General features: G+C 64.7%; 18 protein-coding genes. 13 read left to right on the top strand and 5 right to left on the bottom strand.

The window, feature by feature from the left end:
• Positions 1 to 75 precede the first annotated feature (75 nt).
• Positions 76 to 480: a holo-ACP synthase gene (locus AB0Y14_RS04140; protein WP_129313936.1), complete on the top strand. Its 405-nt coding sequence runs from the start codon at positions 76 to 78 to the stop codon at positions 478 to 480.
• On the top strand, positions 471 to 2,111 hold the full coding sequence (locus tag AB0Y14_RS04135; protein ID WP_436587968.1) for a bifunctional ADP-dependent NAD(P)H-hydrate dehydratase/NAD(P)H-hydrate epimerase: 1,641 nt from the start codon (positions 471 to 473) through the stop codon (positions 2,109 to 2,111). The genes AB0Y14_RS04140 and AB0Y14_RS04135 overlap by 10 nt, the downstream gene beginning before the upstream one ends.
• Positions 2,112 to 2,118: 7 nt before the next feature.
• Here the strand turns inward: AB0Y14_RS04135 and AB0Y14_RS04130 are convergent, their stop codons facing one another.
• The 3 genes from AB0Y14_RS04130 to AB0Y14_RS04120 all read right to left on the bottom strand — a co-directional run bounded on the left by AB0Y14_RS04130 (position 2,119) and on the right by AB0Y14_RS04120 (position 5,830).
• Positions 2,119 to 3,678, bottom strand: a complete 1,560-nt coding sequence (locus tag AB0Y14_RS04130) for a sugar transferase (RefSeq protein ID WP_436587967.1) — start codon at positions 3,676 to 3,678, stop codon at positions 2,119 to 2,121.
• Positions 3,679 to 3,773: 95 nt separating this feature from the next.
• A complete protein-coding gene (locus AB0Y14_RS04125) occupies positions 3,774 to 4,559 on the bottom strand; it encodes a phosphatase (RefSeq protein WP_436587966.1) in 786 nt (261 codons plus the stop codon).
• 47 nt (positions 4,560 to 4,606) lie between these two features.
• Complete coding sequence (locus AB0Y14_RS04120) at positions 4,607 to 5,830, bottom strand: glycosyltransferase (protein ID WP_436587965.1); 1,224 nt, start codon at positions 5,828 to 5,830, stop codon at positions 4,607 to 4,609.
• Positions 5,831 to 5,993: 163 nt separating this feature from the next.
• On the opposite strand from AB0Y14_RS04120, the gene alr reads away from it, so the two are divergent.
• Genes alr through tsaD form a run of 5 tightly spaced genes read left to right on the top strand, consistent with a single transcriptional unit; the run spans position 5,994 to position 10,262 of the window.
• Positions 5,994 to 7,262 (top strand): alanine racemase, encoded by a 1,269-nt coding sequence (gene alr / locus AB0Y14_RS04115; protein ID WP_436587964.1) that lies wholly within the window; start codon positions 5,994 to 5,996, stop codon positions 7,260 to 7,262.
• Positions 7,259 to 7,849: a tRNA (adenosine(37)-N6)-threonylcarbamoyltransferase complex ATPase subunit type 1 TsaE gene (tsaE, locus tag AB0Y14_RS04110; protein WP_436587963.1), complete on the top strand. Its 591-nt coding sequence runs from the start codon at positions 7,259 to 7,261 to the stop codon at positions 7,847 to 7,849. Before alr ends, tsaE begins: the two co-directional genes overlap by 4 nt.
• Before the next feature lie 24 nt (positions 7,850 to 7,873).
• The gene (tsaB, locus tag AB0Y14_RS04105) at positions 7,874 to 8,593 is read left to right on the top strand and encodes a tRNA (adenosine(37)-N6)-threonylcarbamoyltransferase complex dimerization subunit type 1 TsaB (RefSeq protein ID WP_436587962.1); all 720 of its coding nucleotides are present in this window, start codon (positions 7,874 to 7,876) and stop codon (positions 8,591 to 8,593) included.
• Positions 8,590 to 9,147, top strand: coding sequence for a ribosomal protein S18-alanine N-acetyltransferase (rimI, locus tag AB0Y14_RS04100; protein WP_436587961.1), 558 nt, complete (start codon positions 8,590 to 8,592; stop codon positions 9,145 to 9,147). Before tsaB ends, rimI begins: the two co-directional genes overlap by 4 nt.
• Positions 9,144 to 10,262 (top strand): tRNA (adenosine(37)-N6)-threonylcarbamoyltransferase complex transferase subunit TsaD, encoded by a 1,119-nt coding sequence (gene tsaD / locus AB0Y14_RS04095; protein ID WP_436587960.1) that lies wholly within the window; start codon positions 9,144 to 9,146, stop codon positions 10,260 to 10,262. The genes rimI and tsaD overlap by 4 nt, the downstream gene beginning before the upstream one ends.
• Before the next feature lie 68 nt (positions 10,263 to 10,330).
• Here the strand turns inward: tsaD and AB0Y14_RS04090 are convergent, their stop codons facing one another.
• Both AB0Y14_RS04090 and AB0Y14_RS04085 read right to left on the bottom strand, forming a co-directional pair.
• On the bottom strand, positions 10,331 to 11,485 hold the full coding sequence (locus AB0Y14_RS04090) for a glutamate--cysteine ligase (protein ID WP_436587959.1): 1,155 nt from the start codon (positions 11,483 to 11,485) through the stop codon (positions 10,331 to 10,333).
• A gap of 120 nt (positions 11,486 to 11,605) precedes the next feature.
• Entirely contained in the window at positions 11,606 to 12,874 is a 1,269-nt protein-coding gene (locus AB0Y14_RS04085; RefSeq protein WP_436587958.1) for a class I SAM-dependent methyltransferase, read from the bottom strand.
• 233 nt (positions 12,875 to 13,107) lie between these two features.
• On the opposite strand from AB0Y14_RS04085, the gene groES reads away from it, so the two are divergent.
• The 6 genes from groES (at position 13,108) to AB0Y14_RS04055 (ending at position 22,767) form a co-directional block, all read left to right on the top strand.
• Positions 13,108 to 13,404, top strand: a complete 297-nt coding sequence (gene groES / locus AB0Y14_RS04080; RefSeq protein WP_129313947.1) for a co-chaperone GroES — start codon at positions 13,108 to 13,110, stop codon at positions 13,402 to 13,404.
• Between the two features lie 52 nt (positions 13,405 to 13,456).
• Positions 13,457 to 15,046: a chaperonin GroEL gene (groL, locus tag AB0Y14_RS04075; RefSeq protein WP_129313948.1), complete on the top strand. Its 1,590-nt coding sequence runs from the start codon at positions 13,457 to 13,459 to the stop codon at positions 15,044 to 15,046.
• Between the two features lie 465 nt (positions 15,047 to 15,511).
• Positions 15,512 to 17,644, top strand: a complete 2,133-nt coding sequence (locus AB0Y14_RS04070) for an acyltransferase family protein (protein ID WP_436587957.1) — start codon at positions 15,512 to 15,514, stop codon at positions 17,642 to 17,644.
• A gap of 179 nt (positions 17,645 to 17,823) precedes the next feature.
• A complete protein-coding gene (locus AB0Y14_RS04065) occupies positions 17,824 to 19,929 on the top strand; it encodes an acyltransferase family protein (RefSeq protein WP_436587956.1) in 2,106 nt (701 codons plus the stop codon).
• A 147-nt stretch (positions 19,930 to 20,076) separates the two neighbouring features.
• Entirely contained in the window at positions 20,077 to 21,594 is a 1,518-nt protein-coding gene (gene guaB / locus AB0Y14_RS04060) for an IMP dehydrogenase (RefSeq protein ID WP_436587955.1), read from the top strand.
• A gap of 39 nt (positions 21,595 to 21,633) precedes the next feature.
• Positions 21,634 to 22,767 (top strand): GuaB3 family IMP dehydrogenase-related protein, encoded by a 1,134-nt coding sequence (locus AB0Y14_RS04055; protein ID WP_436587954.1) that lies wholly within the window; start codon positions 21,634 to 21,636, stop codon positions 22,765 to 22,767.
• Positions 22,768 to 22,813: the final 46 nt, after the last annotated feature.

The raw sequence follows: 22,813 nt of genomic DNA, 5'->3' as shown, positions 1-22,813 counted from the left end.
AACGCCCGTTGCAGTCATGCGGCGGGCGTTCTCTCGTCTCCCGGGTACCCGAACCAGAAGAACAGGAGTTCCGCGTTGATCATGGGAACCGGAGTCGACGTCGTGGATATCGACCGATTCGCCGAAATCATTCAGCGCACACCTCGATTGCGCGATCGGCTCTTCACCCGGGAGGAACACGACCTGCCGGCCCGTTCCCTGGCCGGTCGTTTCGCGGTCAGGGAGGCGGTGGCCAAGGCGCTGCACGCCCCGCCCGGGATGATCTGGAGGCATTGCTGGGTTCGCAAGGACCGGTACGGTGCCCCGAGGCTCGTGGTCACGGGTACGATTCGGGAAACCGCCGAACACCTCGGCATCAACAGGTGGCATGTCAGCATTACCCACGATGGCGGGGTAGCCATGGCGAGTGTGATTGCGGAACGCTTGAATGAAGAAGAACTGCTTCTTGCGCAACGACTCGAGGAGACGACGTGGGGCTGAGGACTTACACCGCCGAACACATCACGCAGACCGAGAAACCGCATCTGAAAGCGGGAGTTCCTCTCATGGACCGGGCCTCTCATGGGCTCGGGGAAACTGCTTCACGACTTTTGGCCGAACGCACGGGAACATCCTTCGGAAAGCACGCGTTGTTGCTGGTCGGCAAAGGCAATAATGGTGGTGACACTCTGTTTGCGGGAGCGTACCTGCGTTCGGAGGGCATGAAGGTCACCGCCGCCCTCCTCGCCGACGGTTGTCACGATGAGGGGCTGGAAGCCTTCACCCGGGCTGGGGGACACGTGCTCCGGGTCTCCGGCATGTCCGAATCGGATGCTGTACGCAGTGTCGTCGACGAATCGGATCGGGTGGATCTGATCATCGACGGAATTCTTGGTACCGGCGGCCGAGGCGGCCTGAGGAGCCCCGCGCGCGACGTCGTCGAAGCAGTCGGTGCGCGGCATGGTCAGTCGGCAGCAACGAGCCCCGACCGGAAACCCCTGGTCATCGCGTGTGATGTTCCCTCGGGGCTGGACGCGACCACGGGGCGGGTCCACGGTCCGGTTCTCCCCGCGAATGTCACGGTGACTTTCATCGGCGCGAAGACCGGGCTCGTCGCCACCCCACGTCGTAGCCTTGTCGGCCGCATCGTTGTCCTGGATCTCGGAATCGGCGAGGATCTCCCCGAAGCCGACGCCGAGGTCATGCAGAATTCGGATTTCCCCACCGTGTGGCCGACGCCGCGTGAAGGGGATCAGAAGTACTCCCGGGGCGTCCTGGGCACCGTGGTTGGCAGCGACGATTTTCCCGGCGCAGGGCTCATGTGCCTCCGGGCGGCGATCAACGCCGGTGTCGGGATGGTTCGGTATACCGGTGGCGACTTCCTTGCCGGGACCGTTGCGGTGGCCTGCCCGGAAGCCGTGCGTACCGAGGCGGTCGGCGTCGACCGGGTTCAGGCGTGGGCCATCGGGTCCGGGGCCACGGGGTCGGTGCGCGAACACGATATCCGGGCCGCGCTGGATTCCGGGCTTCCTCTGGTCGCCGACGCCGCTGCCATCGATATTCTCGCCCGCGACGCGGCCGACGACTCGCGCTCGGGTCCACACATTGTCATGACGCCGCACGCGGGTGAACTCGAGCAAGCACTCGAATGGTTCTCCCGACTCAACTCCAAGGGCGCCGAACCGTTGAGACAGGCCGCGGAGGAAGCGGGCTGGCCTCGCGAGGAATTCCCCGAGCAGGGGTATCCGTCTCGGGAGACCATAGAGTCCAGCCCGCTGGTGTGGGCCCGCGCAGCACAGACGGTCCTCGGCGGGACGGTCCTCCTCAAAGGCCCGACCACGGTTGTGGCGGGCCCGGGGCGCACGTGGGTGCATTCCGGAAACAGCTTCTGGCTCGCGACGGCCGGTTCGGGGGATACCCTGACCGGCATCCTCGGAGCCGGCGTCGCTGCGTACGCGGCACGCGTCGAGAACGGCCAGGCGGACCCCGCCGACCACGACGCCTGGGCGCGCGTCGCCGCTGCTGGTCTACTGGTTCAGCGCGCCATGAGCCGGGTCGCTCCCGGACCGGTGCCGCCGACCGTGGCCGCGGACCGGATTCCCCAGGCGTTGGGGAACCTGGCCGGACGGTGACGGCTGGTCAGTGCGCTCCTACGGCGGTGAACACGGCTCGCACGGTTTTGCACAGCACGATGATGTCGCCGATGACGGACCAGTTTTCCACGTAGTACAGGTCCAGCCGGGTTGACTCCTCCCAGGAAAGGTCGGAACGGCCCGAAACCTGCCACAGGCCGGTAATACCGGGTTTGACCAGAAGGCGGCGGTGGACGTCCTCCTCGTACCGGCGGACCTCATCGTCCAGGGGCGGGCGCGGGCCGACGAGAGACATGTTGCCGGTCAGCACGTTCCACAGCTGGGGCAACTCGTCCAGCGAATAGCGGCGCATGAATCGCCCGACGCGGGTCACTCGCGGATCGTCGGCGATCTTGAACAGAACTCCCTGGCCCTCGTTTCGGTCCATGAGTTGGGCCTTGAGCTCCTCCGCGTTGGGGACCATCGAGCGGAATTTGTACATCCAGAACGTGGACCCGTGGTGCCCCACGCGCTTCTGGGCGAAAAACACCGGCCCGTGTGGGGAATCCAGCTTGACCACGAGTGCCAGCAGTGCCAGCAGAGGTGAGAGCAGCAGCAACCCGAGCGCGCTCCCGACGATGTCGAGCAGGCGTTTGACGAATGCGGCGGGACCCCTCATGCGGGGCGTCGACACGTGAATCAGGGGAAGGCCATTGAGCGGTTGCATATGGAAACGCGGTCCCGCAATGTCCGTGAGCGCGGGCGCCATCATGAGGCCGACATGCTCGTCAGCGAGCAACCATCCCAGTTTGCGCATGTTCCGCGGCCAGATGAGGTGCCCGGTCGACATGGCGACGACGTCGATCGCGTGCTCCCGCACCACGCGCAGGATCTCTTCCGGTTCCGTGCTGTGGCCCAGCAGAGGGACGTCGCGGTGAGCGGCAAGTTTCTGCGCATCGGGCAGACCGGCGAAATAGATGCCCGCGGGAACGTAACCGTAATTGCGGGCGCCGTCCATGGTTTCGACCAGGTGGGCCGTGGACTTGGCGTCACCGATGATCAAGGCCCGGATCAGGGCCCGTCCCAGCGAGCGGCGTCGAACGATCCACGTCCGGAACATGAGGCGTTGGACCAGAAGCAAGAGTATGCCCAGGGGAGCGGCGATCAACACGTAGCCGCGTGCCAGCTGGGCTCCGACGGCGTAGGCAAGAATTGCGATTCCGGCGAAGACCCACAAGGAAGACGTGACGACTTTCCGATATTCGTCATTGCCGGCCCCGAGGATGCGCGAGGTCCGTGCGCCCCCGAGCCACAGGGTGACCCACCAGATGATTCCCAGCCCCGACGAAATGATGCCGTACGCGATCGGATCGTTGCCCCGGATGGGCAGTGTTTCGTCGAGGTCCGCGCCGAATCGAAGTGCTTGGGCGACGAACACGGCGATCGCGATCGCGATCGCGTCCGTAACGGACAAAACCTGGACGGCCTTGGTGTTCCACGTCATTCGTTGGGCTCGGGGCGACATCGTCGCCACCTCGGCCACCGAGCCGGCCGCCGGATCAGAATCCCCCGAAGCGATGGCCACCGGCACTTTTTTGGGCGCGTTCGAGCCCCACATAGTCGTCATTGTCAGCGGATCCCCCTACCGCAACATGTCGAAACGCAACAGATCGCCGTGTTCGTGCGAAACGGCGAAATATTACCGAAGAGTATGCATCGCTACTATAGCCCGACGTCGTTGGAGGAGAGGAGTCCATCCACTATGTAGTTGGTTACTTTTGAGTAATGGTGCGGGACCACATTGTCGTCCATCGGAACACAGACTTCGAGCGCCTCCTGTGCTTCGGAAACAAACAGTCCCGGATCGTTGCAATCCGCGATTCCGATGGTGGGAATGCCGGCCGAAGCAGCGGCTCCGGCCCATCCGTGGTCTGCCACCACGAAATCGGGGCGCGTGCCTCGGGCGGAGAGTTGTTCCAGCACCAGGCGCATCGGGTGCGGGAAGTGGGTATGCGCCAGCGAGCCGTACTGCTGGAACATGGCAACGTTATTGATCTGGCGGATGTCGCCCCCGTCGAACTCCATGCCTTCCTCGATGCCGATCACGGATGCGCCCCCTCGGCGGGCGGCGTCGGCCATGTGTTGGTAGATCGGGAACAGGCCCGCAGGGTGACCGGTGGCGAACAGGATGGAATCTCCGGCGCCCACGGCCTGGCGGAAACGCTCGCGGTACCGTCTCAAGCCGCGAATGCACAGGTCAGTCCCGATGGTGTCCTGACCTTCGACGTGATTTCGGTCGGCGACGATGCCGCACCGCGCGACCATCAGGTCGAAGACCTCGTCCCAGCTCCACTCCCGCGTGAGATCGACGCCGAATTCGAGGTGTTCGTTGCCTTCGAGAAAGCCGGTGATATGAGCGAGGTTGACCTCCCGGGCGGTAGCGACCTCACCCGTGATGCGAGTCGTCTCCAGGTGGTCGGCCAGGGCATTGAGGTCTTCGGCGGTCATGTTTCTCCTTCGCAGACGGTGTGAAGTAACGGTGTGTACGGTACTGATCAGTGGCGGCGCAGGTCCGCATACAGGCCTGCGGTCCGGCGAGCGGCGTCGTCCCACGTCAGCTTGCGCGCGTGGGCCAATCCGGAAGCGGACAGCCGCTGCAACAGGTCGGGTGAGTGCGCGGCACGGACGAGTTCCCGTGCCCACGCGTCGGGAGTCCGGCGCCGGACGAGGACCCCAGCTCGTCCGTCGTCCAGGGCGACCCGCAACCCGCTGACGTCCGAGGCGAGGACCGGAGCGCCCGAAGCCTGGGCCTCGAGGGCCACGAGACCGAAAGTTTCCGAAGAGGAAGGGCACGCGACGACGTCGCACTGACGGAAGGCATCCGCGAGCTGTTCCCGGCCGCTGGCCGGCACGAAAAGGCAACGGTCCAGGATCCCGCGCTCGTACGCCAGGGCGCGAAGGGAGCACATGTAGTCCTCCGGTGCTGTTCCCCGGATTTCCAAGCGGATCGACGGTACTTCTTCTGCCGCGAGAGCGACGGCCTCGATCAGGATCTCCGGGCCCTTGAGGGGTTGGGGGCGACCGGCGAAAAGCACGGTGAAGGGGTCCGTTGTCGCCGACCTGCGGAGTCTTTCCTCCGATGTGGGGCGGAATACCGCCGTATCGACACCAGGCGGGATGACGCGCAGGTGTTCGGGGGCGGCGTCGTAGAGGTCGCGCATTTGCTCCGCCTCGTACCGCGTGTTGACGACCACCGCATCGGCGAGGGCCGTGAGGCGCTGTTCGGCCGACGCGCGTTCCTCCGGTTCGGGGTTTTCACCGTGACGCGAGTGCAGGTTCTTGACGCGTGCGGTCGTGTGGAAGGTCAGGACGAGTGGTGCGCTCGTGCCCAACTCCTCGCGGTAGGCCGTTGCGGCCTCGCCGGACAACCAATAGTGGGCATGGACTATATCGGGGGACAGGGAGTTGTCTTGTGAGTACCGCGCGCATGCCCGTCCGAAGTCTTCGGTCAGGACGGGCAGATCCTCTTTGGCCGCGCCCAGAGCCTTGGGCAGGTACAAGGTGTGCACGACGACGCCGGGCTCGGGACGGGCCGTGGAGACCTGCTCGATCGATGGGTCGGGATGCGGATCGTCGGTGACCTCCGCGGGGTCGGTCGCGAGAGTGAAGGCTTCGACCCGAAACCCTCGGGCCGCGAGCGCTCGCGAGAGACACGCGATATAGACGTTCATGCCACCCGCGTTGCCGTCGCCCGGCTGGGCCAGGGGAGAGGTGTGCATGCTGAAAAGATGTACTGACTCTTGCTCGCTCGCGCCCGAAATGCCCACGCTGTCAACAGTACGTCACCCGACCGCTCGCTCGCGGGGCCGGGCAGGCGGTCGCTCGACCTCCCCCGGAGTTCACATCGTCGGGCGGAGGGCCGCAAGGTGAGAGAATGACCCCATGCCATCCGCAGAACTGAACAGTGGCCCGACCACGGGCACGTCCGCCGTCCCCGGACCGGGGCAGTCCATCGATTTTCCTGCCGATCAGGCGCTGCCCGAGCGTGCCGCCCTGATTGATCTGGCGGCGATCGCGTCCAATGTGGGGCGCATCAAGGAACTCGCAGGCACGGCGAAGCTCATCGCGATCATCAAAGCGGATGCCTACGGCCATGGGGTTCTGCCCGTTGCGCGGACCGTCCTGGATGCCGGGGCCGATGCTCTGGGGCTGGTGCATGTTCGGGAAGCCCTCGAACTGCGCGCAGAAGGGGTATCCGGCCGGATGCTCGCCTGGCTCCATACGCGCGCCACGAATTTCGAGGCGGCCATCGAGCAGGACATCGAGTTGGGCGCCTCCGGATGGGACCTTGAGTCCGCCGCGGAGGCGGCGGCGTCCGTCGGTTCGCCGGCCAAGGTCCACCTCAAGATCGATACAGGCCTCGGCCGCAACGGTTGCACCATGGAGGAATGGCCGGGGCTGGTCGGGCGGGCCGCCGAACTCGAGGCGAAAGGCCTGATCAGGGTCACCGGCATCTTTTCGCATTTGGCCGTCGCCGACGAGCCCGACCGTTCCGAGACCGAGGAACAACTCGACAAGTTCGACGACGCCGTGCGTCAGGCCCGTGAAGCGGGCCTGGCTCCCGACCTTTTGCACGTCGCCAACAGCCCGGGCATTCTGACCGCGGGTCGCTATGCGAGGGGTGAGGCCAACCGCATGACGGCCGACGCCGTTCGAGTCGGCGTCGCCCTCTACGGGCTGTCTCCGATTCCTGGGACGCCGCCTGAGGAGTTCGGGCTCAAACCGGCCATGACCCTGCAGACCTTCGTCAGCTCCGTCAAAGAGGTCCCCGCCGGACAGGGGGTTTCCTACGGGTTGCGGTACTCGACGTCGCGACCCACAACCTTGGCCCTGATACCCCTTGGATACGGGGACGGCGTGCCGCGGGTCGCCACCGGCGGACCAGTGAGGATCTATCCCTCGGGAGCGGAAGCGGCCACCTACCCGGAGGTGGGGCGAATCGCTATGGACCAGCTCGTCGTCGACCTGGGCCGACCGGGCCTCTCCGACCCGTCCCTGGGTTACTTGCACGCGCCCGTCGTCCTCTTCGGATCCGGAGACAACCCTTCTGTCAATGACTGGGCCGACGCCGCGGGAACCATCAATTACGAGATCGTGACGAGAATCTCCCCACGGGTCGACCGCATCTATCTGCGAGAGGACAACGCGTGAGCCACGCCAATGACCAGTCCCCATCCACACAGTCCCGGCAGGCCGAACTCGATGTGCAGCTCGCCAGCCCTGAGGCGACGGCCCGAGTCGCGCACACGCTCGCGGGGAACCTCCGGTCCGGTGACCTGGTGGTGCTAACCGGCGAATTGGGTGCGGGAAAGACGACGTTCACCCGGGCCCTCGGCGACGGACTAGGTGTTCGCGGGGAGGTGATCTCCCCGACGTTCGTCCTTTCCCGGATACACCCGAACGATTCGGACGGTGCGCGTCCCGGCGGACCGGACCTGGTGCACGTGGACGCCTACCGGCTGTCCAGCCCGGAGGAGATCGACGACCTCGATCTCGAGTACACCATGGACAGCTCCGTGACGGTCGTCGAATGGGGGCGGGATCTGGTCGAACACCTGAGTGAGTCTCGGGTGGAGATCACGCTGATCCGCTCGCAGGGCTCGGATGCGCCGTTGGTCGAGGGCGAAGAGGAAGACCGTGATCCCCGACGGGCCGTTATTTCCTTCACCGGTGGCCGGTGGGGCGAGCCGGAAATCGAACAACTCGTCCACAAAATCCGGGCAGCGGCCGAAGAGTAATTCGTCGCCAGTAGACTTGGGGACGTGCTCATTCTCGGTTGCGATACATCTTCCATTGCCAGCGGCGCCCTGGTTAGGGTTCCGGTCGTCGATGGCGCCCCGGACGACCGCCGACTCGAAGTCCTCGGGAGCTTCCGGACCCATGACACCCGATCGCACGCGGAAGCCATGGCGCCGGGCGTCCGTGACCTCCTGGAGAATTCCGGCATCCGCGGGCAGGATCTGGACCTGATTCTCGCGGGAGTGGGTCCCGGGCCATTCACGGGCCTGCGTGCGGGCATCATGACGGCCAGAGCCATGGGGTGGGCGTGGATAGTCCCTGTTCGCGGCGTCGTCAGTCCGGACGCCGTGGCAGAGGGAAGTTTTCATGACGCCGCTTCCGCCGGGCACTCCGTTTTCGGCGTCGCGACCGACGCTCGTCGTCGCGAGGTCTATAGCGCCGTCTATCGCCTGACGGATGACCACGGAACCGGCGCGACAGGGTATACGAGGATTCACGGACCCGTCGTCGGACCTGCCGGAGATCTGGATCCCCAGATCCCCATGGCCGGTCGCGGTGCCGAGCTCTACGCCGACGCCCTCACGCCTCTGGCCGGACACGATCAGGACGAACCGTTGGCGGAACTTCTGGTCGCCTCTGCGCTGCGAACCGGTCTGGACACCACCCTGGAATCGACATCGCCCCTCTACCTGAGGGAATCCGATGCCCGTGTGCCCTCCGACAGGAAGAAGGCCACCAGATGACCCAGCCCAGCATCGGCCCGCGCCCCACGCCTTCTGTTTCTGATGCCGAAGTCCCGGTCGAGTCCGAGACCCTGCCGGCCGGATACTCCGCTCGCACCGCCGAACTGGACGATCTCGAAGCCGTTCACGAACTCGAGTCAATGCTTTTCCCCGAGGACGCGTGGCCCATCGACATGTTCCTCGCGGAGATCTCTCATCCCGCGCGTCGCTACACCGTGGTCGAAGCCGAAGGCGAGCTCATCGCCTACTCGGGAATGATGGCCGTTGCGGACACGGGAGATGTGCAAACTGTTGCCATTCGACCGGGCCACGAAGGCCGTGGGATCGGCCGTTGGCTCATGAACAGAATGCATGAGCAGGCACGGGCCATGGGAGCTGAGACCATGATGCTGGAGGTCCGCGCCGACAACCCCAGGGCCCAAGGGCTGTACACGTTCCTGGGCTACGAACCTATACATGAACGCCGGGGCTACTATCAGGGCGGCGTCGACGCCGTCATCATGAGCCTCGACCTGAAGGCCGGCGCAGAACGCTCGGAGGGATCCAACCGTTGATCACCACATCCACACCCCGCGAACCGATCGTCCTCGGGATCGAGTCATCGTGCGACGAGACAGGCATCGGGATCGTGGCGGGCCGGCGCCTCCTGACGAACACCGTCTCCACGTCCATGGACGAGCACGCGCGATTCGGAGGTGTGATTCCGGAAATCGCGTCTCGCGCTCACCTGGAGGCCATGATTCCGGCGCTGGACGCGGCTCTCGATGAAGCGGGCATCGGCATGGACGCGGTGGACGCCATCGCGGTGACCAGCGGGCCCGGTTTGTCCGGCGCCCTGATGGTGGGGGTCAGCGCCGCCAAGGCGCTCGCGGTCGCCACCGGCAAGCCCCTCTACGCCGTCAACCACCTCGTCGCCCACGTCGGAGTAGGTCTCCTGGAGGACAGCGCGACTTCGGTTGGAACCACCGAGCTTGGGGCCCCCTTGCTCTCGGGGCTCGGGGCCCTTCTGGTCTCGGGCGGACACACGGAGATACTCAAGGTCTCGGACATCTCAGGCGATGTGACGCTGCTGGGCTCCACGCTCGACGACGCCGCGGGCGAAGCCTATGACAAGATCGCCCGGGTCCTGGGACTGTCCTATCCCGGAGGACCCGCGATCGATTCAGCCGCCGCATCGGGGGACCCCCGGGCCTTCACCTTTCCGCGGGGGCTGACGGCCGCAAAGTATATGGGAACCGTTCAGGACCCCGGGAGCCATCGCTACGACTTCTCCTTCTCCGGGCTGAAAACCGCCGTGGCTCGCGTCGTCGAGGGCCTCGAAGCCCATGACCAGTCCGTACCCGTCGCGGACATCGCGGCTTCGTTCCAGGAAGCTGTGGCCGACGTCGTCACGTCCAAGGCCATGCTTGCTTGTACCGAAAACGGCATCGATACCTTGTTGCTCGGTGGCGGGGTCGCCGCGAATTCGAGGCTGAGAGAGCTCGTCGCCGAGCGGTGTTCGGACCATGGGATCCGGCTTGTTGTGCCGAAGCTTTCCCTGTGCACCGACAACGGCGCTATGGTCGCGGCGTTGGGAGCAAGACTCGTGCAATCGGGTGTGGCACCCAGCGGATTCGACTTCACCGCGGACCCGTCGCTGCCAGTCACCACGGTGTCCCTCAGGGCCTGATCAGGGGAGGGGCGCATCCGGGACGGGACATGCGCCCCCTTCCGGCCCGATCGGACAGCCCGATCGGACTATGAATCTCGGTATCCGTACCGCGTCAGATCGACCGTGTCACGGACCACGGCCCGGAGATCTCGGCCGTTCTCCTCGAAGACACGGCGTTGGCGTTCGTACCCCGGTCCACGTTCGATCATCCGGTGCACACCGGCCAACTCCGCGGCGCAACCGAGGTCCCGGGCGATGGGCTCGAGCCGGGTCACGAGGTCGGTGCAATGCTTGCGCAGGGGCAGGACCGTTCCGGCGGCGTCGGCGATCACCGTAGCGTCCAGTCCGTACCGTGAGGCCCTCCACTTGTTCTCCTCCGAGAGCCACCGGGGCATGAGCTCCACGTGACCGCCGTCCTCCACGGTGCGGGAGACTTCCTCGACGATGCACTGGGTCAGGGCAGTCATCGCCCCGATTTCCTCCGTGGTCGCCAGCCCATCGCAGATTCTCATCTCGACCGTTCCGTACCGGGCCACCGGGCGGACTTCCCACCGGTTCTCCGATTCCTCGGCAATGATTCCTGCACCGATCGACCGATCGATGTAGTCCTCGTACTCGGACCACTTCTCGAACGGGTACGGAATTCCGCAGGTCGGGATCTGCTGGAAAACCATGGCCCTCTGCGAGGCATAGCCGGTATCCACGCCCATCCAGTACGGAGAGCTGGCCGACAATGCCAGGAGATGAGGGTAATAGTTGACGAGCTGATTCACCGAAGGAAGAGCTTTGTCGCGGGAATCGACGCCCACGTGCACATGGACTCCGTAGACCAGCATCTGCCTGCCCCAGTACTGAGTGCGCTCGAGGACCTTCTGGTACCGGTCCTTCTCCGAAACCGGCTGCTCGCTCCACTGGGCATACGGATGAGTCCCCGCCGAGTAGAGGTCGACTCCTAGCGGATCTGCTTCCGCTCGGAGCGCATCAGCCAGCCGAGTGAGCTGGTCCATCGCATCGGCGACCGTGGAGCACACACCCGTGACCGCCTCGACGGTGTTGGACAGGTACTCTCGCGTGATCTGCGGCGCGAGGCCCTCGGGGTCGATGTATTCCGGGTGGGAGGATTCCAGGGCCTGGATGAGCTCGGCGGCCGCCGGAAGGAGATCGCCCGATTCCCTGTCGGCGAGGGCAATTTCCCATTCGACGCCCAGGCTCGACTGACCGGAGCTGGAAAAAGTGATCATGGTGGTCCTCCCGTGTCGGGGTCAATTCATCTTAGCGGGGAGGGAGGCGAACGGTACGGCGTATCCAGCCTGGACGACACGCGGCTTCACGCAGGACCAGAGCCTCGTCCCGGCACGGTCTCACGGATGCGCGCGACGAACCACGAAAGCCGCTCGATGTTCCGACTCGGGGGATTCCCATCGCGTGAGGATGAGCGTCGCGTGGCGGTTCCCGGCTGACTTCTTCTTTTTCGAAGAGCTCCCGGCGAGCAATTGACGTCGCAATGCTTCCGGGACGACGTCGACCCCTCGCTTCTTGATCGTCAAACCGGTGATTCCGTTCTCTCGAACCCAGGCTTTGAGAGCTTTCGTACCCATCGGCAGAATCTCGTCGACGACCCAGCAGGTCGCTCCGGGCAGGTCGGCGCCCTGGTCTGAAACAAAATAGGCGATCCGGGGATCGAGGAGGTGTCCTCCGACCCGAGACACCAGGTGGTCAACGAGCCCGGCCCGGATGACCGCGCCGTCGGGTTCGTAGAGGAAATCAGCCGGGGGACCGACGGGAGGGGCCTCCCCGGAGGCCTTCCCGAATCCGGAATCCGAAGAGTACTGGGCCAACACCTCCGGCTCCAGCGGATCCGCCCCGAGCAGGGTTGCGGAACGCTTGATCCCAGGACGGGCGAGCGCATTGAACCACAGAACGACCTCGACGACGTCGCCGCCACAGCTGACCCACTCGGCCTCGGCGTTCTCAGGAATCTCGGACCGATCCATCCCGGGACCCATTTTGACGCCGATGGGCATTCCCGTCTCGGCCCAGCGACGTATCATGGAGAACGGCGGCGCAAAGGCTTCCGGATCGAACAGGCGGGAAACCTGGCCGTCCGCCGTGTCTCGACGCGCGGGATCGAGCCACAGCGAACGGATCGCCGTACCGTCCTTGGTGCGGAGAGAAGCAGGATCGAGCTCGGTCACGTCACCCACGCGAACCTCGGACCCGCGGTGGGCGGAAAGGTTGTGCCGGGCCATCGACGCGGTCTCGGGATCGATGTCGTAGGAGACCACCGGGAGTCCCTCGCGGAGAAAAGCTGCCGAGTCCGCGCCGATGCCGCACCCGAGGTCGGCGACCGGCCCTGCGTCCGCGTCCCGAAACCTTCGCGCGTGCCACAGTGAGACGGCGCGGCGCGTGGCTTGCTCGAGTCCGGAACGAGTGAACACCATGCGCTGGGCGTCTTCCCCGAACTTGGATCGGGCCTGCACACGGAGTTTGGCCTGGGTCAGCATGTCGGCGGCCTGTTCCGCCGTGAAGCCCTGTTTCCGGAGGGAGCTCGAGAGAGCCAGTGCGTCGCTTTCGCGGTAGTCCATCCGGTCCAGGGCGGAGAGCTGATCGGGGGTGAATGAATGCGTCACGCCACCACTGTATCGGCCGCCAGGTGAACCTCGTTCGGCGTCATCCTTACCGCTGAGGGCGAAACTTGGCACTCGTCTTGACCCTCTGCTAACCCTCCGAATAGAGTCATGTTTAGCACTCTGGCAGTCAGGGTGCTAAATGGGCCTGGCGCTCAATCGGCACCGCGACGACGGTTGGCACGCCCTTCACGGCTCACGCCAAGAATTGATCCATCCAAGGAAGAAGGTCACTCATGTCCGTCTCCATCAAGCCCCTCGAGGACCGTATCGTCGTTCAGCCCGTGGAGGCTGAGCAGACCACCGCATCCGGCCTGGTCATCCCGGACACCGCCAAGGAAAAGCCCCAGGAGGGCAAGGTCGTGGCGGTTGGCCCCGGTCGTGTCGATGACAAGGGCAACCGCGTCCCCGTCGACGTCCAGGAAGGCGACGTCGTCATCTACTCCAAGTACGGCGGAACCGAGGTCAAGTACTCGGGCGAAGAATTCCTCGTGCTCTCGGCGCGTGACGTGCTGGCCGTCGTCGAGAAGTAAGACTTCGACGAACCCGCACTTTTCTAGACCTGTGTAAGGAGTCATGTAGTTCATGGCAAAACAGTTGGAATTCGACGACGCAGCCCGCAAGGCTCTCATGGCCGGCGTGGACAAGCTCGCCAACACGGTCAAGGTGACTCTCGGACCCCGTGGTCGCAACGTCGTTCTGGACAAGCAGTGGGGCGCTCCCACGATCACCAACGACGGCGTCACGATCGCCCGCGAAGTCGAGCTTGACGATCCGTACGAGAACCTCGGCGCTCAGCTGGCCAAGGAAGTTGCCACCAAGACCAACGACGTCGCCGGTGACGGCACGACGACCGCAACGGTTCTGGCTCAGGCCTTCGTCAATGAGGGTCTGCGCAACGTGGCCGCTGGTGCGGCACCGAGCGAAATCCGCGCGGGCATCGAGGCGGCCGTCAAGGCCGTGTCCGAGCGTCTGCTGGAGAACGCCCGCGAGGTTGAGGGTGCCGAGGTCGCGCACGTTGCCGCCATCTCGGCCCAGTCCGAGCAGATCGGCGAGCTCCTTGCGGAAGCATTCGAGAAGGTCGGCAAGGACGGCGTCATCACCATCGAGGACGGCTCCTCGACCGAGATCGAGCTGTCCGTGACCGAAGGCATGCAGTTCGACAAGGGCTACCTGTCGCCGTCGTTCGTGACCGACGCCGAACGGCAGGAAGCTGTCCTCGAGGACTCGGCCATCCTGATCTATCAGGGCAAGATCTCGGCCATTGCCGACCTCATGCCCTTGCTGGAAAAGGTGGTTCAGGCGAAGAAGCCGCTGACCATCATCGCCGAGGACGTCGACGGCGAGGCTCTGTCCACCCTGGTGGTCAACAAGCTTCGCGGAAACCTGAATGTGGTGGCCCTCAAGGCTCCTGGCTTCGGCGATCGTCGCAAGGCCATCATGCAGGACCTGGCGGTCCTGACGGGTGGAGAGGTCATCACGAGCGAGCTCGGCATCACCCTGGATTCCGTGACCCTCGAGCAGCTCGGCCAGGCCCGCCGCGTCACGGTGACCAAGGACAACACGACCATCGTGGACGGTAACGGTTCTGCCGATGACGTTGCTGAACGCGTGGCCCAGATCCGCTCCGAGATCGAGCGCGTGGATTCCGAATGGGATCGCGAAAAGCTCAAGGAGCGCCTGGCCAAGCTGTCCGGCGGTGTATCCGTTATCAAGGTCGGAGCTGCGACCGAGGTCGAGGCCAAGGAACGCAAGCACCGTATCGAGGACGCCGTGTCCTCGACCCGGGCCGCGCTCGAAGAAGGCATCGTCGCCGGTGGTGGATCTGCCCTGGTCCACGCGGCCAAGGCGCTCGATTCGGACCTGGGGCTCCAGACCGAGGGTGCGCGGACGGCGGTCGACATCGTTCGACGCTCGCTCGTTCAGCCTTTGCGCTGGATTGCCGACAACGCCGGGGAGGACGGCTACGTGGTCGCGTCTCGCGTCCAGAGCCTCGATGCCGGCCAGGGGTACAACGCTGTGACCGGCGAGTACGAGGACTTGATCAAGGCCGGCGTCATCGACCCGGTCAAGGTCACCCGTTCCGCGCTCGAGAACGCGGCGTCCATCGCATCGATGGTCCTGACCACGGAAACTCTGGTTGTCGACAAGCCGGAGGAAGAGGAAGAGGCCTGATTCCAGGTCCTCGTCCCAACGCCCCCGCGCTCTCTGTGAGAGCGCGGGGGCGTTCCTGTGTGTGTGGGTCCGTGCGACGATTTAGTTGCAATGCAATGTATTGTCTCTTCAGGCCATCTCGCGATGGCACGTTGCTCGGTTTCGTCGCCGCGCGGTGCGGGTCGCCGGTCCTCGCTGAAATCCAGCCTGAGGGCGGGTGTTCCCGGCGTCGGACGGTGGCACATGTCGTGTCTTCGGGTTTCCTCGCGGATCCCGGGTGGCGAGCCTGAGCACGGGTACGAAATTTTGCGCGTCAGACGAATAGGATGAAAACTCGTGTCTGCCCGCGGGCCGCTCGCATCCGCTCCACGGACATTCGTGACCGAGCGCCGGGCTACGGGCTGACCTGCAGGACCGATACCGATTGCTGGCATCGCACGAATCGACAAGAACACCGCCTCTGCCGAGGCCGACACAGGATCTTGAATGACTGAATCGAACGGGACGACAGGACAGGTCCCGCCCCCGGAAGGCGGCCAAGCCCCAGAGGTCGCACCTCGCAGAAAGAGGGCTTTCCGCCCCGAAATCCAGGGACTGCGCGCCTTTGCCGTGCTCCTGGTGGCGATCTACCACATCTGGTTCGGCCGGGTATCCGGCGGCGTCGACGTCTTCCTGATGATTTCCGCGTTCCTGATGACACTGTCCTTCACGGGCAAGATCGAGCGCGGAGTCCGCATCGGTTGGACGGAACTGACCAAGTACTGGTTCCACGTTTTCAAGCGAATCATGCCGCTCGTCGCGATCATCGTGGCAGGCTCCCTCGTGCTGACCCGGCTGTTCGTGTCTCCGGACCGATGGCTGTCGATCATGCACGAGGCATTCTCCGTGACGTTCTATTACGAGAACTGGTTCTCGATCGTGAACGCCGTGGATTACTACGCGTCGGACTCGGGCGCGGCGTCGCCTCTGAGGCATTTCTGGTCTCTGTCCATCCAGGGCCAGATCTTCATCATGTGGCCTCTGCTCTTCGCGCTCGGCAGCCTTCTGGTCCGCAAGATGGGGACCAAGGTTCGGCCGGTTCTGGCGACCATCTTCGCGGTCGTCTTCGTGGTCTCGTTCGCTTTTTCGGTCTACTACACGTACTCGAACCAGACCGCGGCATACTTCAACACCTTTGCCAGGCTCTGGGAATTCGCGATGGGCTCGTTGGCGGCCATCGTGCTTCCCTGGATCCGTGTTCGTACCGGCGTGGCCGCGATCCTGAACTGGGTCGGCCTGCTGGCCATTCTGACCTGCGGCGCCCTCCTGGACGTCGAGGGCCAGTTCCCTGGCTTCATCGCCCTGTGGCCCACGCTGGCCGCGAGCTTCATCATCATTTGCGGGCAGTCGACCACCAAGTGGGGAGCCGATCGTCTGCTCAAGTGGAAGCCGCTGGTCTGGCTCGGCTCCAACTCCTACGGCCTGTACCTCGTCCACTGGCCGTTGCTGGTGTTCTACCTGACCATTACGGGACGAGAGAAGGCCGGGCTCTTCTCCGGCGTCGTCCTCCTGGCGCTGTCCATCGGCCTGGCCTACGTGCTGACGAAGCTGGTCGATACGCCCATCCGCAAGTGGAAGTGGGCCGAAACCAAGCGGTGGCGCGCTGGCGTGGTGATTCTCGGGTGCATCGCGCTCGGCGTCGGGTCCGTTCTGGCGTGGCAGGCCCGCATCGCCTACGTGACCCACAAGATCGAGGCCAACGCGGACAAGAACAACCCAGGCGCCGAGATCCTTGATCCGGATTACACCTACAAGGGTGATGACAATCCTGGTCTGCTTCCGACCGCATTGACCCGGAGCAACGACTTCGCCGAGGTCAACGGTCTGGGGGAACAGTGCGACAAGGACAAGGACTTCAAGAAGGACATGCACGGCCTCTCCGGGGGAGAGTGCTACCGGGTGGTCAAGCAGGATCATCCGAGCAAGCACGTCGTCGCGGTGGGCAACAGTCACACGGAACAGTGGATGACGGCATTGAAGCAGAAGGCCAAGGACGACAACTGGGACCTGACCTTCGTGCGACACCCCGGCTGCTTCTTCACGAGCCCCCAGGACAACTGGTTCTCGGGCGCGTGCCAGGAATGGCTCCCGCGGGCCGAGGACGCCATCCAGGACTGGCACCCGGACAACCTGGTCATCCAGTCCACCTTCTCCAGCTATGACGGCGCCGCCGAAGGCATCCGCGAGGGCACCGAGGACCAAGTGCGCAAGTGGACGAGCGAAGGCGTTGGGGTCATCGGCATCAGGGACAACGCACGCTTCACGCAGTCCCACACGGAATGCGAGAACAAGAACAGCTTTGAGGACTGCACCTTCCCGCACGCGACCGCTGGGACCGAGGACCCGACGTCCGCGTGGCGCACGGAGATCCCCGGTTACGGGTCGTTGGACATGGATGATCTGGTGTGCCCGGACGGAAGCTGCCCGCCCGCGGTGGGCAATATTTACACCTACATCGACGACAACCACCTGACGGCCACGTACGTGCGCAGCATGCAGAAGTTCTTCGACCAGAGGTACGACGATGCGGCGCAGGTTTCCGAGGATGCGATGGCGCAGGCGGGTGAGCAGGCCTCCTGACCTGAGTGAGACCGTTCGCGGTCGCGCCGGAATCCCCATGGGCTTCGGGCGCGGCCGCAACTACGGATTTTCCGGACCGGCAAGTACAATTCACCTGTCCAGCGCCTCTCTTCCGGGGGAGGAGCATCAGTCGTGCAAATCCCGATGGGTTTGCAATCGCACCGAACTGAGGAAAAACCGTGCCCTCGCCCAGGCAAGTCAAGGGGTCCACCGCGCCGTGGCATCGACGTACCCCGCGCCACCAGAACACAGCGCTCCGTCGGCGCGCGTTCCGCCCCGAAATCCAGGGATTGCGGGCCTTTGCCGTCTTGCTGGTCGCCGCATACCACGTCTGGTTCGGTCGGGTCTCCGGCGGCGTGGACGTGTTTCTGCTCATCTCTGCATTCCTCATGACCGCGTCCTTCGTGGACCGGATTCAGAGGGGCGCCGCACTGGGGTGGCGCGAGGTGACCCGGTACTGGGTACATGTATTCAAGCGCATCGTCCCGTTGGCCGTGGTGACCGTTGTGCTGACTCTGCTCGGCTCAAGACTCTTCCTGGGGGCCGATCGGTGGGTCCCTGCCATCCGAGAGGCCTTCGCCGTCCTCTTCTATGGCGAGAACTGGTACTCCATCGGCCACGCGGTGGATTACTATGCCTCGGACTCCGGGGCGGCGTCGCCCTTCCGTCATTTCTGGTCCCTCTCGATACAGGGGCAGATCTTTCTGGTCTGGCCGTTGCTCTTCTGCCTCACGAGCCTCATGGTCCGCTGCCTGCAGGCTCGTGCTCGCAGGATCCTGGCCTTGATGTTCTTGGCCATATTCTTGGGTTCACTGGCCTATTCGGTGCACCAGACGGCCGTCGACCAGAGCGGGGCCTACTTCAATACCTGGGCGCGACTGTGGGAGTTCGCGTTGGGTTCCCTGCTGGCCATCGTCTGCACACGCATCACCGTCCGTGGCTCACTCGCCGCGGTCCTCTCCTGGACGGGACTGGTCGCCATCCTGCTCTGCGGCGCGCTTCTGGACGTGCAGGGCAAGTTCCCCGGGTTCGTCGCCCTGTGGCCGACCGTGGCAGCGTGCCTCGTCATCGCGTGTACACCCTCAGGAACGCGCTGGGGTGCCGAAAGAATCCTCACCTGGAAGCCACTGGTGATCCTGGGGTCGGCGTCTTACGCCCTCTACCTGGTGCACTGGCCCCTGCTGGTGTTCTATCTGGCCGTGACGGGGCAGGAAAAGGCGGGATTCTTCGCCGGAACTGGGCTGCTCACGATGGCGACGGTGATTGCGTGGGTCCTGACCCGCGTCGTCGAACGACCGCTGCGTCGCTGGTCCTGGGCGGACGCGAGGCGCCGGAGAGGCCTGCTCGTCATCGCAGCGAGCATGCTCCTGGCTGTGGGGCCGGCCTGCGTGTGGGATGCGCGCATCGCCTCCGAAGCGCGGGTCGCACAAACCGAATCCGTGAACAACAATCCTGGGGCTCGAGCGCTTCTCCCGGGGTTCCGGTACGAAGGGTCCGACGACGCCGCCATCCTCCCGACACCGGCCAAACGCGCCGACGACTGGTCGTGGCAGGTGGTCCGTGGGACGCCTTGCCGCGACGTCGATCCACCGGAAGCGTTGAAAGGTCTCGAGGTCGACCAATGCCTCAATTACCATCGCGCCGATCGACCGAGCCGGCACGTCGTCGCGGTGGGCAACAGCCACATGGAGATGCTGCTTCCGGCGATCGCCGATGCCGCCCGCCGCAACGGGTGGGACTTGACCTTCGTTCGCGCACCAGGGTGCCAATTCACGAGCGTGGCCCTGAACGACAGGATTTCCGCGCAATGCGCACAGTGGATGAGACACACCGAAGAGTACATCGGCGCTCAGAAGCCCGACGTGCTCCTGATGTTGGCCACGCACTCGACCGTCGGCGGGGTCGGCGAGGTCGTCCGGCCGGAGACGCGACAGCAGGTTGAGCGATGGACCCGGCGAGGCATCGACGTCGTGGGCGTGCGGGACGTGCCGCGTTTTGCGGAGAAGCATGCCGACTGCGAGGCACGCAACGGGGTCGCCGGCTGCGCGTTCCCGAGCCCCCTGGGGCAAACCAATCCGACCGCGGAATGGGCGCAACAGATCCATGGGTTTGCGCCCCTGGATCTGCTCGACCTGGTCTGCCCCGGTCGCAGCTGCCCAGCGCAGATCGGCAACGTCTACACGTACCTGGACAACAACCACCTGACGGCGACGTATGTCGACTCGATGAAGCACATGGTGGGGGACAGGCTCGATACCGCGATGCGGAATGCGAGCTCCCGGTGACCTCCCCGGAGCCGGCTGCATGGTCTCCGTCACCTGGGCGGGGTGCGGGGGAGCGTTCGGGTTGCCGAACGTCCTATGATGAGAGGCAACAGCTCGGGGCGCCGAGAGGCTCGTACCGAGACGCGCGACGTGAAAGGTCCCATTCTCTTGACCCAGCCCACAGCCCTGTCCGATGACCCCTTCGGCCTGACCGGTCTGACCTATGACGACGTCCTCCTGCTTCCCGGGAACACGAACGTCAACCCGTCGGATGCGGACACGACGACGCGCCTGTCCAGGAGGATCAGTCTCAAGTCCCCGATCATCTCCGCCGCGATGGACACCGTGACCGATTCCCGGATGGCCATCGCCATGGCTCGACTCGGCGGTATGGGCGTGATTCACCGCAACCTTTCGATCCATGACCAGGCGGAGCACGTTGACCGCGTCAAGCGGAGCGAGTCCGGCATGATCACCCACCCCGTGACCATCTCGCCGGACGCAACTTTGCGCGAGCTCGATGATCTGTGCGGCCACTACAAGGTCTCAGGGCTGCCCGTCGTGGACAGCGAAGACAAGCTCGTGGGCATCATCACCAACCGGGACACCCGGTACCTTTCCGAACAGGACATCGAAACAAGATCCGTCGCCGAAATCATGACAAAGATGCCCTTGGTTACCGGCCACGAGGGCATGACCAAGGACGAGGCTTTCGGGCTGTTGGCCTCCCACAAGATTGAGAAGCTGCCGCTCGTCGACGACCAGGGACGATTGACCGGCCTCATCACCGTCAAGGACTTCACCAAGACCGAGCAGTACCCCAACGCGACCAAGGACGAGGAGGACAGGCTCCGGGTCGGTGCCGCGGTGGGATTTTTCGGTGACGGTTTCGAGCGGGCCATGACCCTGATCGACGCCGGTGTGGACGCTTTGTTCATCGACACCGCCAACGGACATTCGCAGGGCGTGCTGGACATGATCGCCAGGTTGAAGAAGGAGCCGTCCGCCGCACACGTCGACGTGATCGGCGGACAGGCCGCCACGCGCGAAGGGGCACAGGCCATTGTCGATGCAGGCGCAGACGCCGTGAAGGTCGGCGTCGGCCCCGGGTCGATCTGCACGACCCGCATCATTGCCGGCGTCGGCGTCCCGCAGATCACCGCGATCAATGAATCGGCCAAGGCCACGATTCCCGCCGGTGTTCCGCTCATCGCCGACGGAGGCCTTCAGCACTCCGGGGAAATCGGCAAGGCCATGGTCGCGGGTGCCGACTCCGTGATGCTCGGATCCATGCTCGCCGGTTGCGATGAATCCCCGGGCGACCTCATCTTCGTCAACGGGAAACAGTTCAAGACCTACCGCGGGATGGGCTCTCTCGGAGCCATGCAGACGCGTGGCAAGGAGGCCTCCTTCTCCAAGGACCGCTACTTCCAGGCGGACGTCAAGAGCGAGGACAAGCTCATCCCTGAGGGCATCGAAGGGCAGGTCGCCTACCGGGGACCCTTGTCCGCTGTGCTTCACCAGCTCGAGGGCGGTCTGCGCCAAACCATGTTCTACGTGGGCTCGATGACCATCGAAGAACTCAAGAACAAGGGCAAATTCGTGCGAGTGACGCCGGCCGGTCTCAAGGAATCGCATCCTCACGACATCATGATGACCGTCGAGGCCCCCAACTACCGCCGCTGATTCGGCCACGCCCGTGCAGGGGCGTACGGAAGGAAGATCTTGACCAACGACATCGAAATCGGGCGCTCCAAACGTGCCCGCCGGACGTACTCGCTCGACGACGTCGCTCTCGTGCCCGCCCGGCGCACGAGGGACCCGCGGGACGTCAATACCGAATGGCAGATCGATGCCTTCAAGTTCGAGACACCCGTCCTGGGTGCGCCCATGGACTCGGTCATGTCGCCCGAGACCGCTATCACCCTGGGCAAACTGGGCGGCGTCGGAGTTCTCAACCTCGAAGGCCTCTGGACCCGGTACGAGGATCCCGAACCGTACCTCGAGGAAATTTCCCTGTTGGCGCGTGACGACATGTCGCATGTGACCCGTCGCATGCAGGAGATCTACGCGGAACCCATCAAGGAAGGGCTGATCACCGAGCGGCTGGCCCAGATTCGGGACGCCGGCGTGGTGGTTGCGGGATCCCTGACCCCGCAACGAACCCAGGAGTACTACAAGACGGTGGTCAACGCCGGTACGGACCTTTTCGTGATCCGCGGGACCACGGTCTCCGCCGAGCACGTGTCCCAGAATCAGGAACCACTGGATCTGAAGAAGTTCATTTACGAGCTCGACGTGCCGGTGATCGTCGGGGGAGCCGCCGGCTACACACCCGCTCTCCACCTGATGCGAACGGGCGCCGCGGGAGTCCTCGTGGGCTTCGGGGGAGGCGCAACCACCACAACCCGCAGGGCACTGGGCATCCACGCAGCCATGGCTTCAGCGATTTCCGATGTCGCCGCCGCGCGCAGCGACTACCTGGACGAATCGGGCGGACGGTACGTGCACGTCATCGCGGACGGGGGTCTCGGCCAGTCCGGCGACATCATCAAGGCCATGGCCATGGGTGCCGACGCCGTCATGATCGGGGCACCCCTGGCCCGGGCGAAGGAAGCGCCCGGACGCGGATACCACTGGGGACCTGAGGCACACCACCACGAATTCCCCCGGGGAACCCGAACCCCCATGAACCAGGTCGGCTCGCTGGAAGAGGTTCTCTACGGCCCGTCACACCACGTGGACGGAACATCGAACCTCATAGGCGCCATGCGGCGTGCCATGGCGACCACGGGATATTCGACGCTCAAGGAATTTCAACGTTCCGAGGTTGTCCTGACGGGACGCCCCCAGTACTGAACGACCCATGGGCCGGGCGCCGCGACGAGGCTGCTCGGCCCCTGGA

It is taken from the genome of Rothia sp. HC945 (assembly GCF_051370785.1).
In the GTDB taxonomy this organism is placed as follows: domain Bacteria; phylum Actinomycetota; class Actinomycetes; order Actinomycetales; family Micrococcaceae; genus Rothia.
The sequence above is the reverse complement of the archived record's forward strand: the minus strand, read 5'-3'. Positions and strand labels throughout refer to the sequence as shown.

What these genes read in the sequence shown, in the direction of transcription:
- groES (WP_129313947.1), top strand. Translation starts at nt 13,108, where the DNA reads ATGTCCGTCTCCATCAAGCCCCTCGAGGACCGTATCGTCGTTCAGCCC.
- AB0Y14_RS04130 (WP_436587967.1), bottom strand. Translation starts at nt 3,678, where the DNA reads ATGACGACTATGTGGGGCTCGAACGCGCCCAAAAAAGTGCCGGTGGCC.
- alr (WP_436587964.1), top strand. Translation starts at nt 5,994, where the DNA reads ATGCCATCCGCAGAACTGAACAGTGGCCCGACCACGGGCACGTCCGCC.
- rimI (WP_436587961.1), top strand. Translation starts at nt 8,590, where the DNA reads ATGACCCAGCCCAGCATCGGCCCGCGCCCCACGCCTTCTGTTTCTGAT.
- AB0Y14_RS04090 (WP_436587959.1), bottom strand. Translation starts at nt 11,485, where the DNA reads ATGATCACTTTTTCCAGCTCCGGTCAGTCGAGCCTGGGCGTCGAATGG.
- AB0Y14_RS04070 (WP_436587957.1), top strand. Translation starts at nt 15,512, where the DNA reads ATGACTGAATCGAACGGGACGACAGGACAGGTCCCGCCCCCGGAAGGC.
- AB0Y14_RS04125 (WP_436587966.1), bottom strand. Translation starts at nt 4,559, where the DNA reads ATGACCGCCGAAGACCTCAATGCCCTGGCCGACCACCTGGAGACGACT.
- AB0Y14_RS04120 (WP_436587965.1), bottom strand. Translation starts at nt 5,830, where the DNA reads ATGCACACCTCTCCCCTGGCCCAGCCGGGCGACGGCAACGCGGGTGGC.
- groL (WP_129313948.1), top strand. Translation starts at nt 13,457, where the DNA reads ATGGCAAAACAGTTGGAATTCGACGACGCAGCCCGCAAGGCTCTCATG.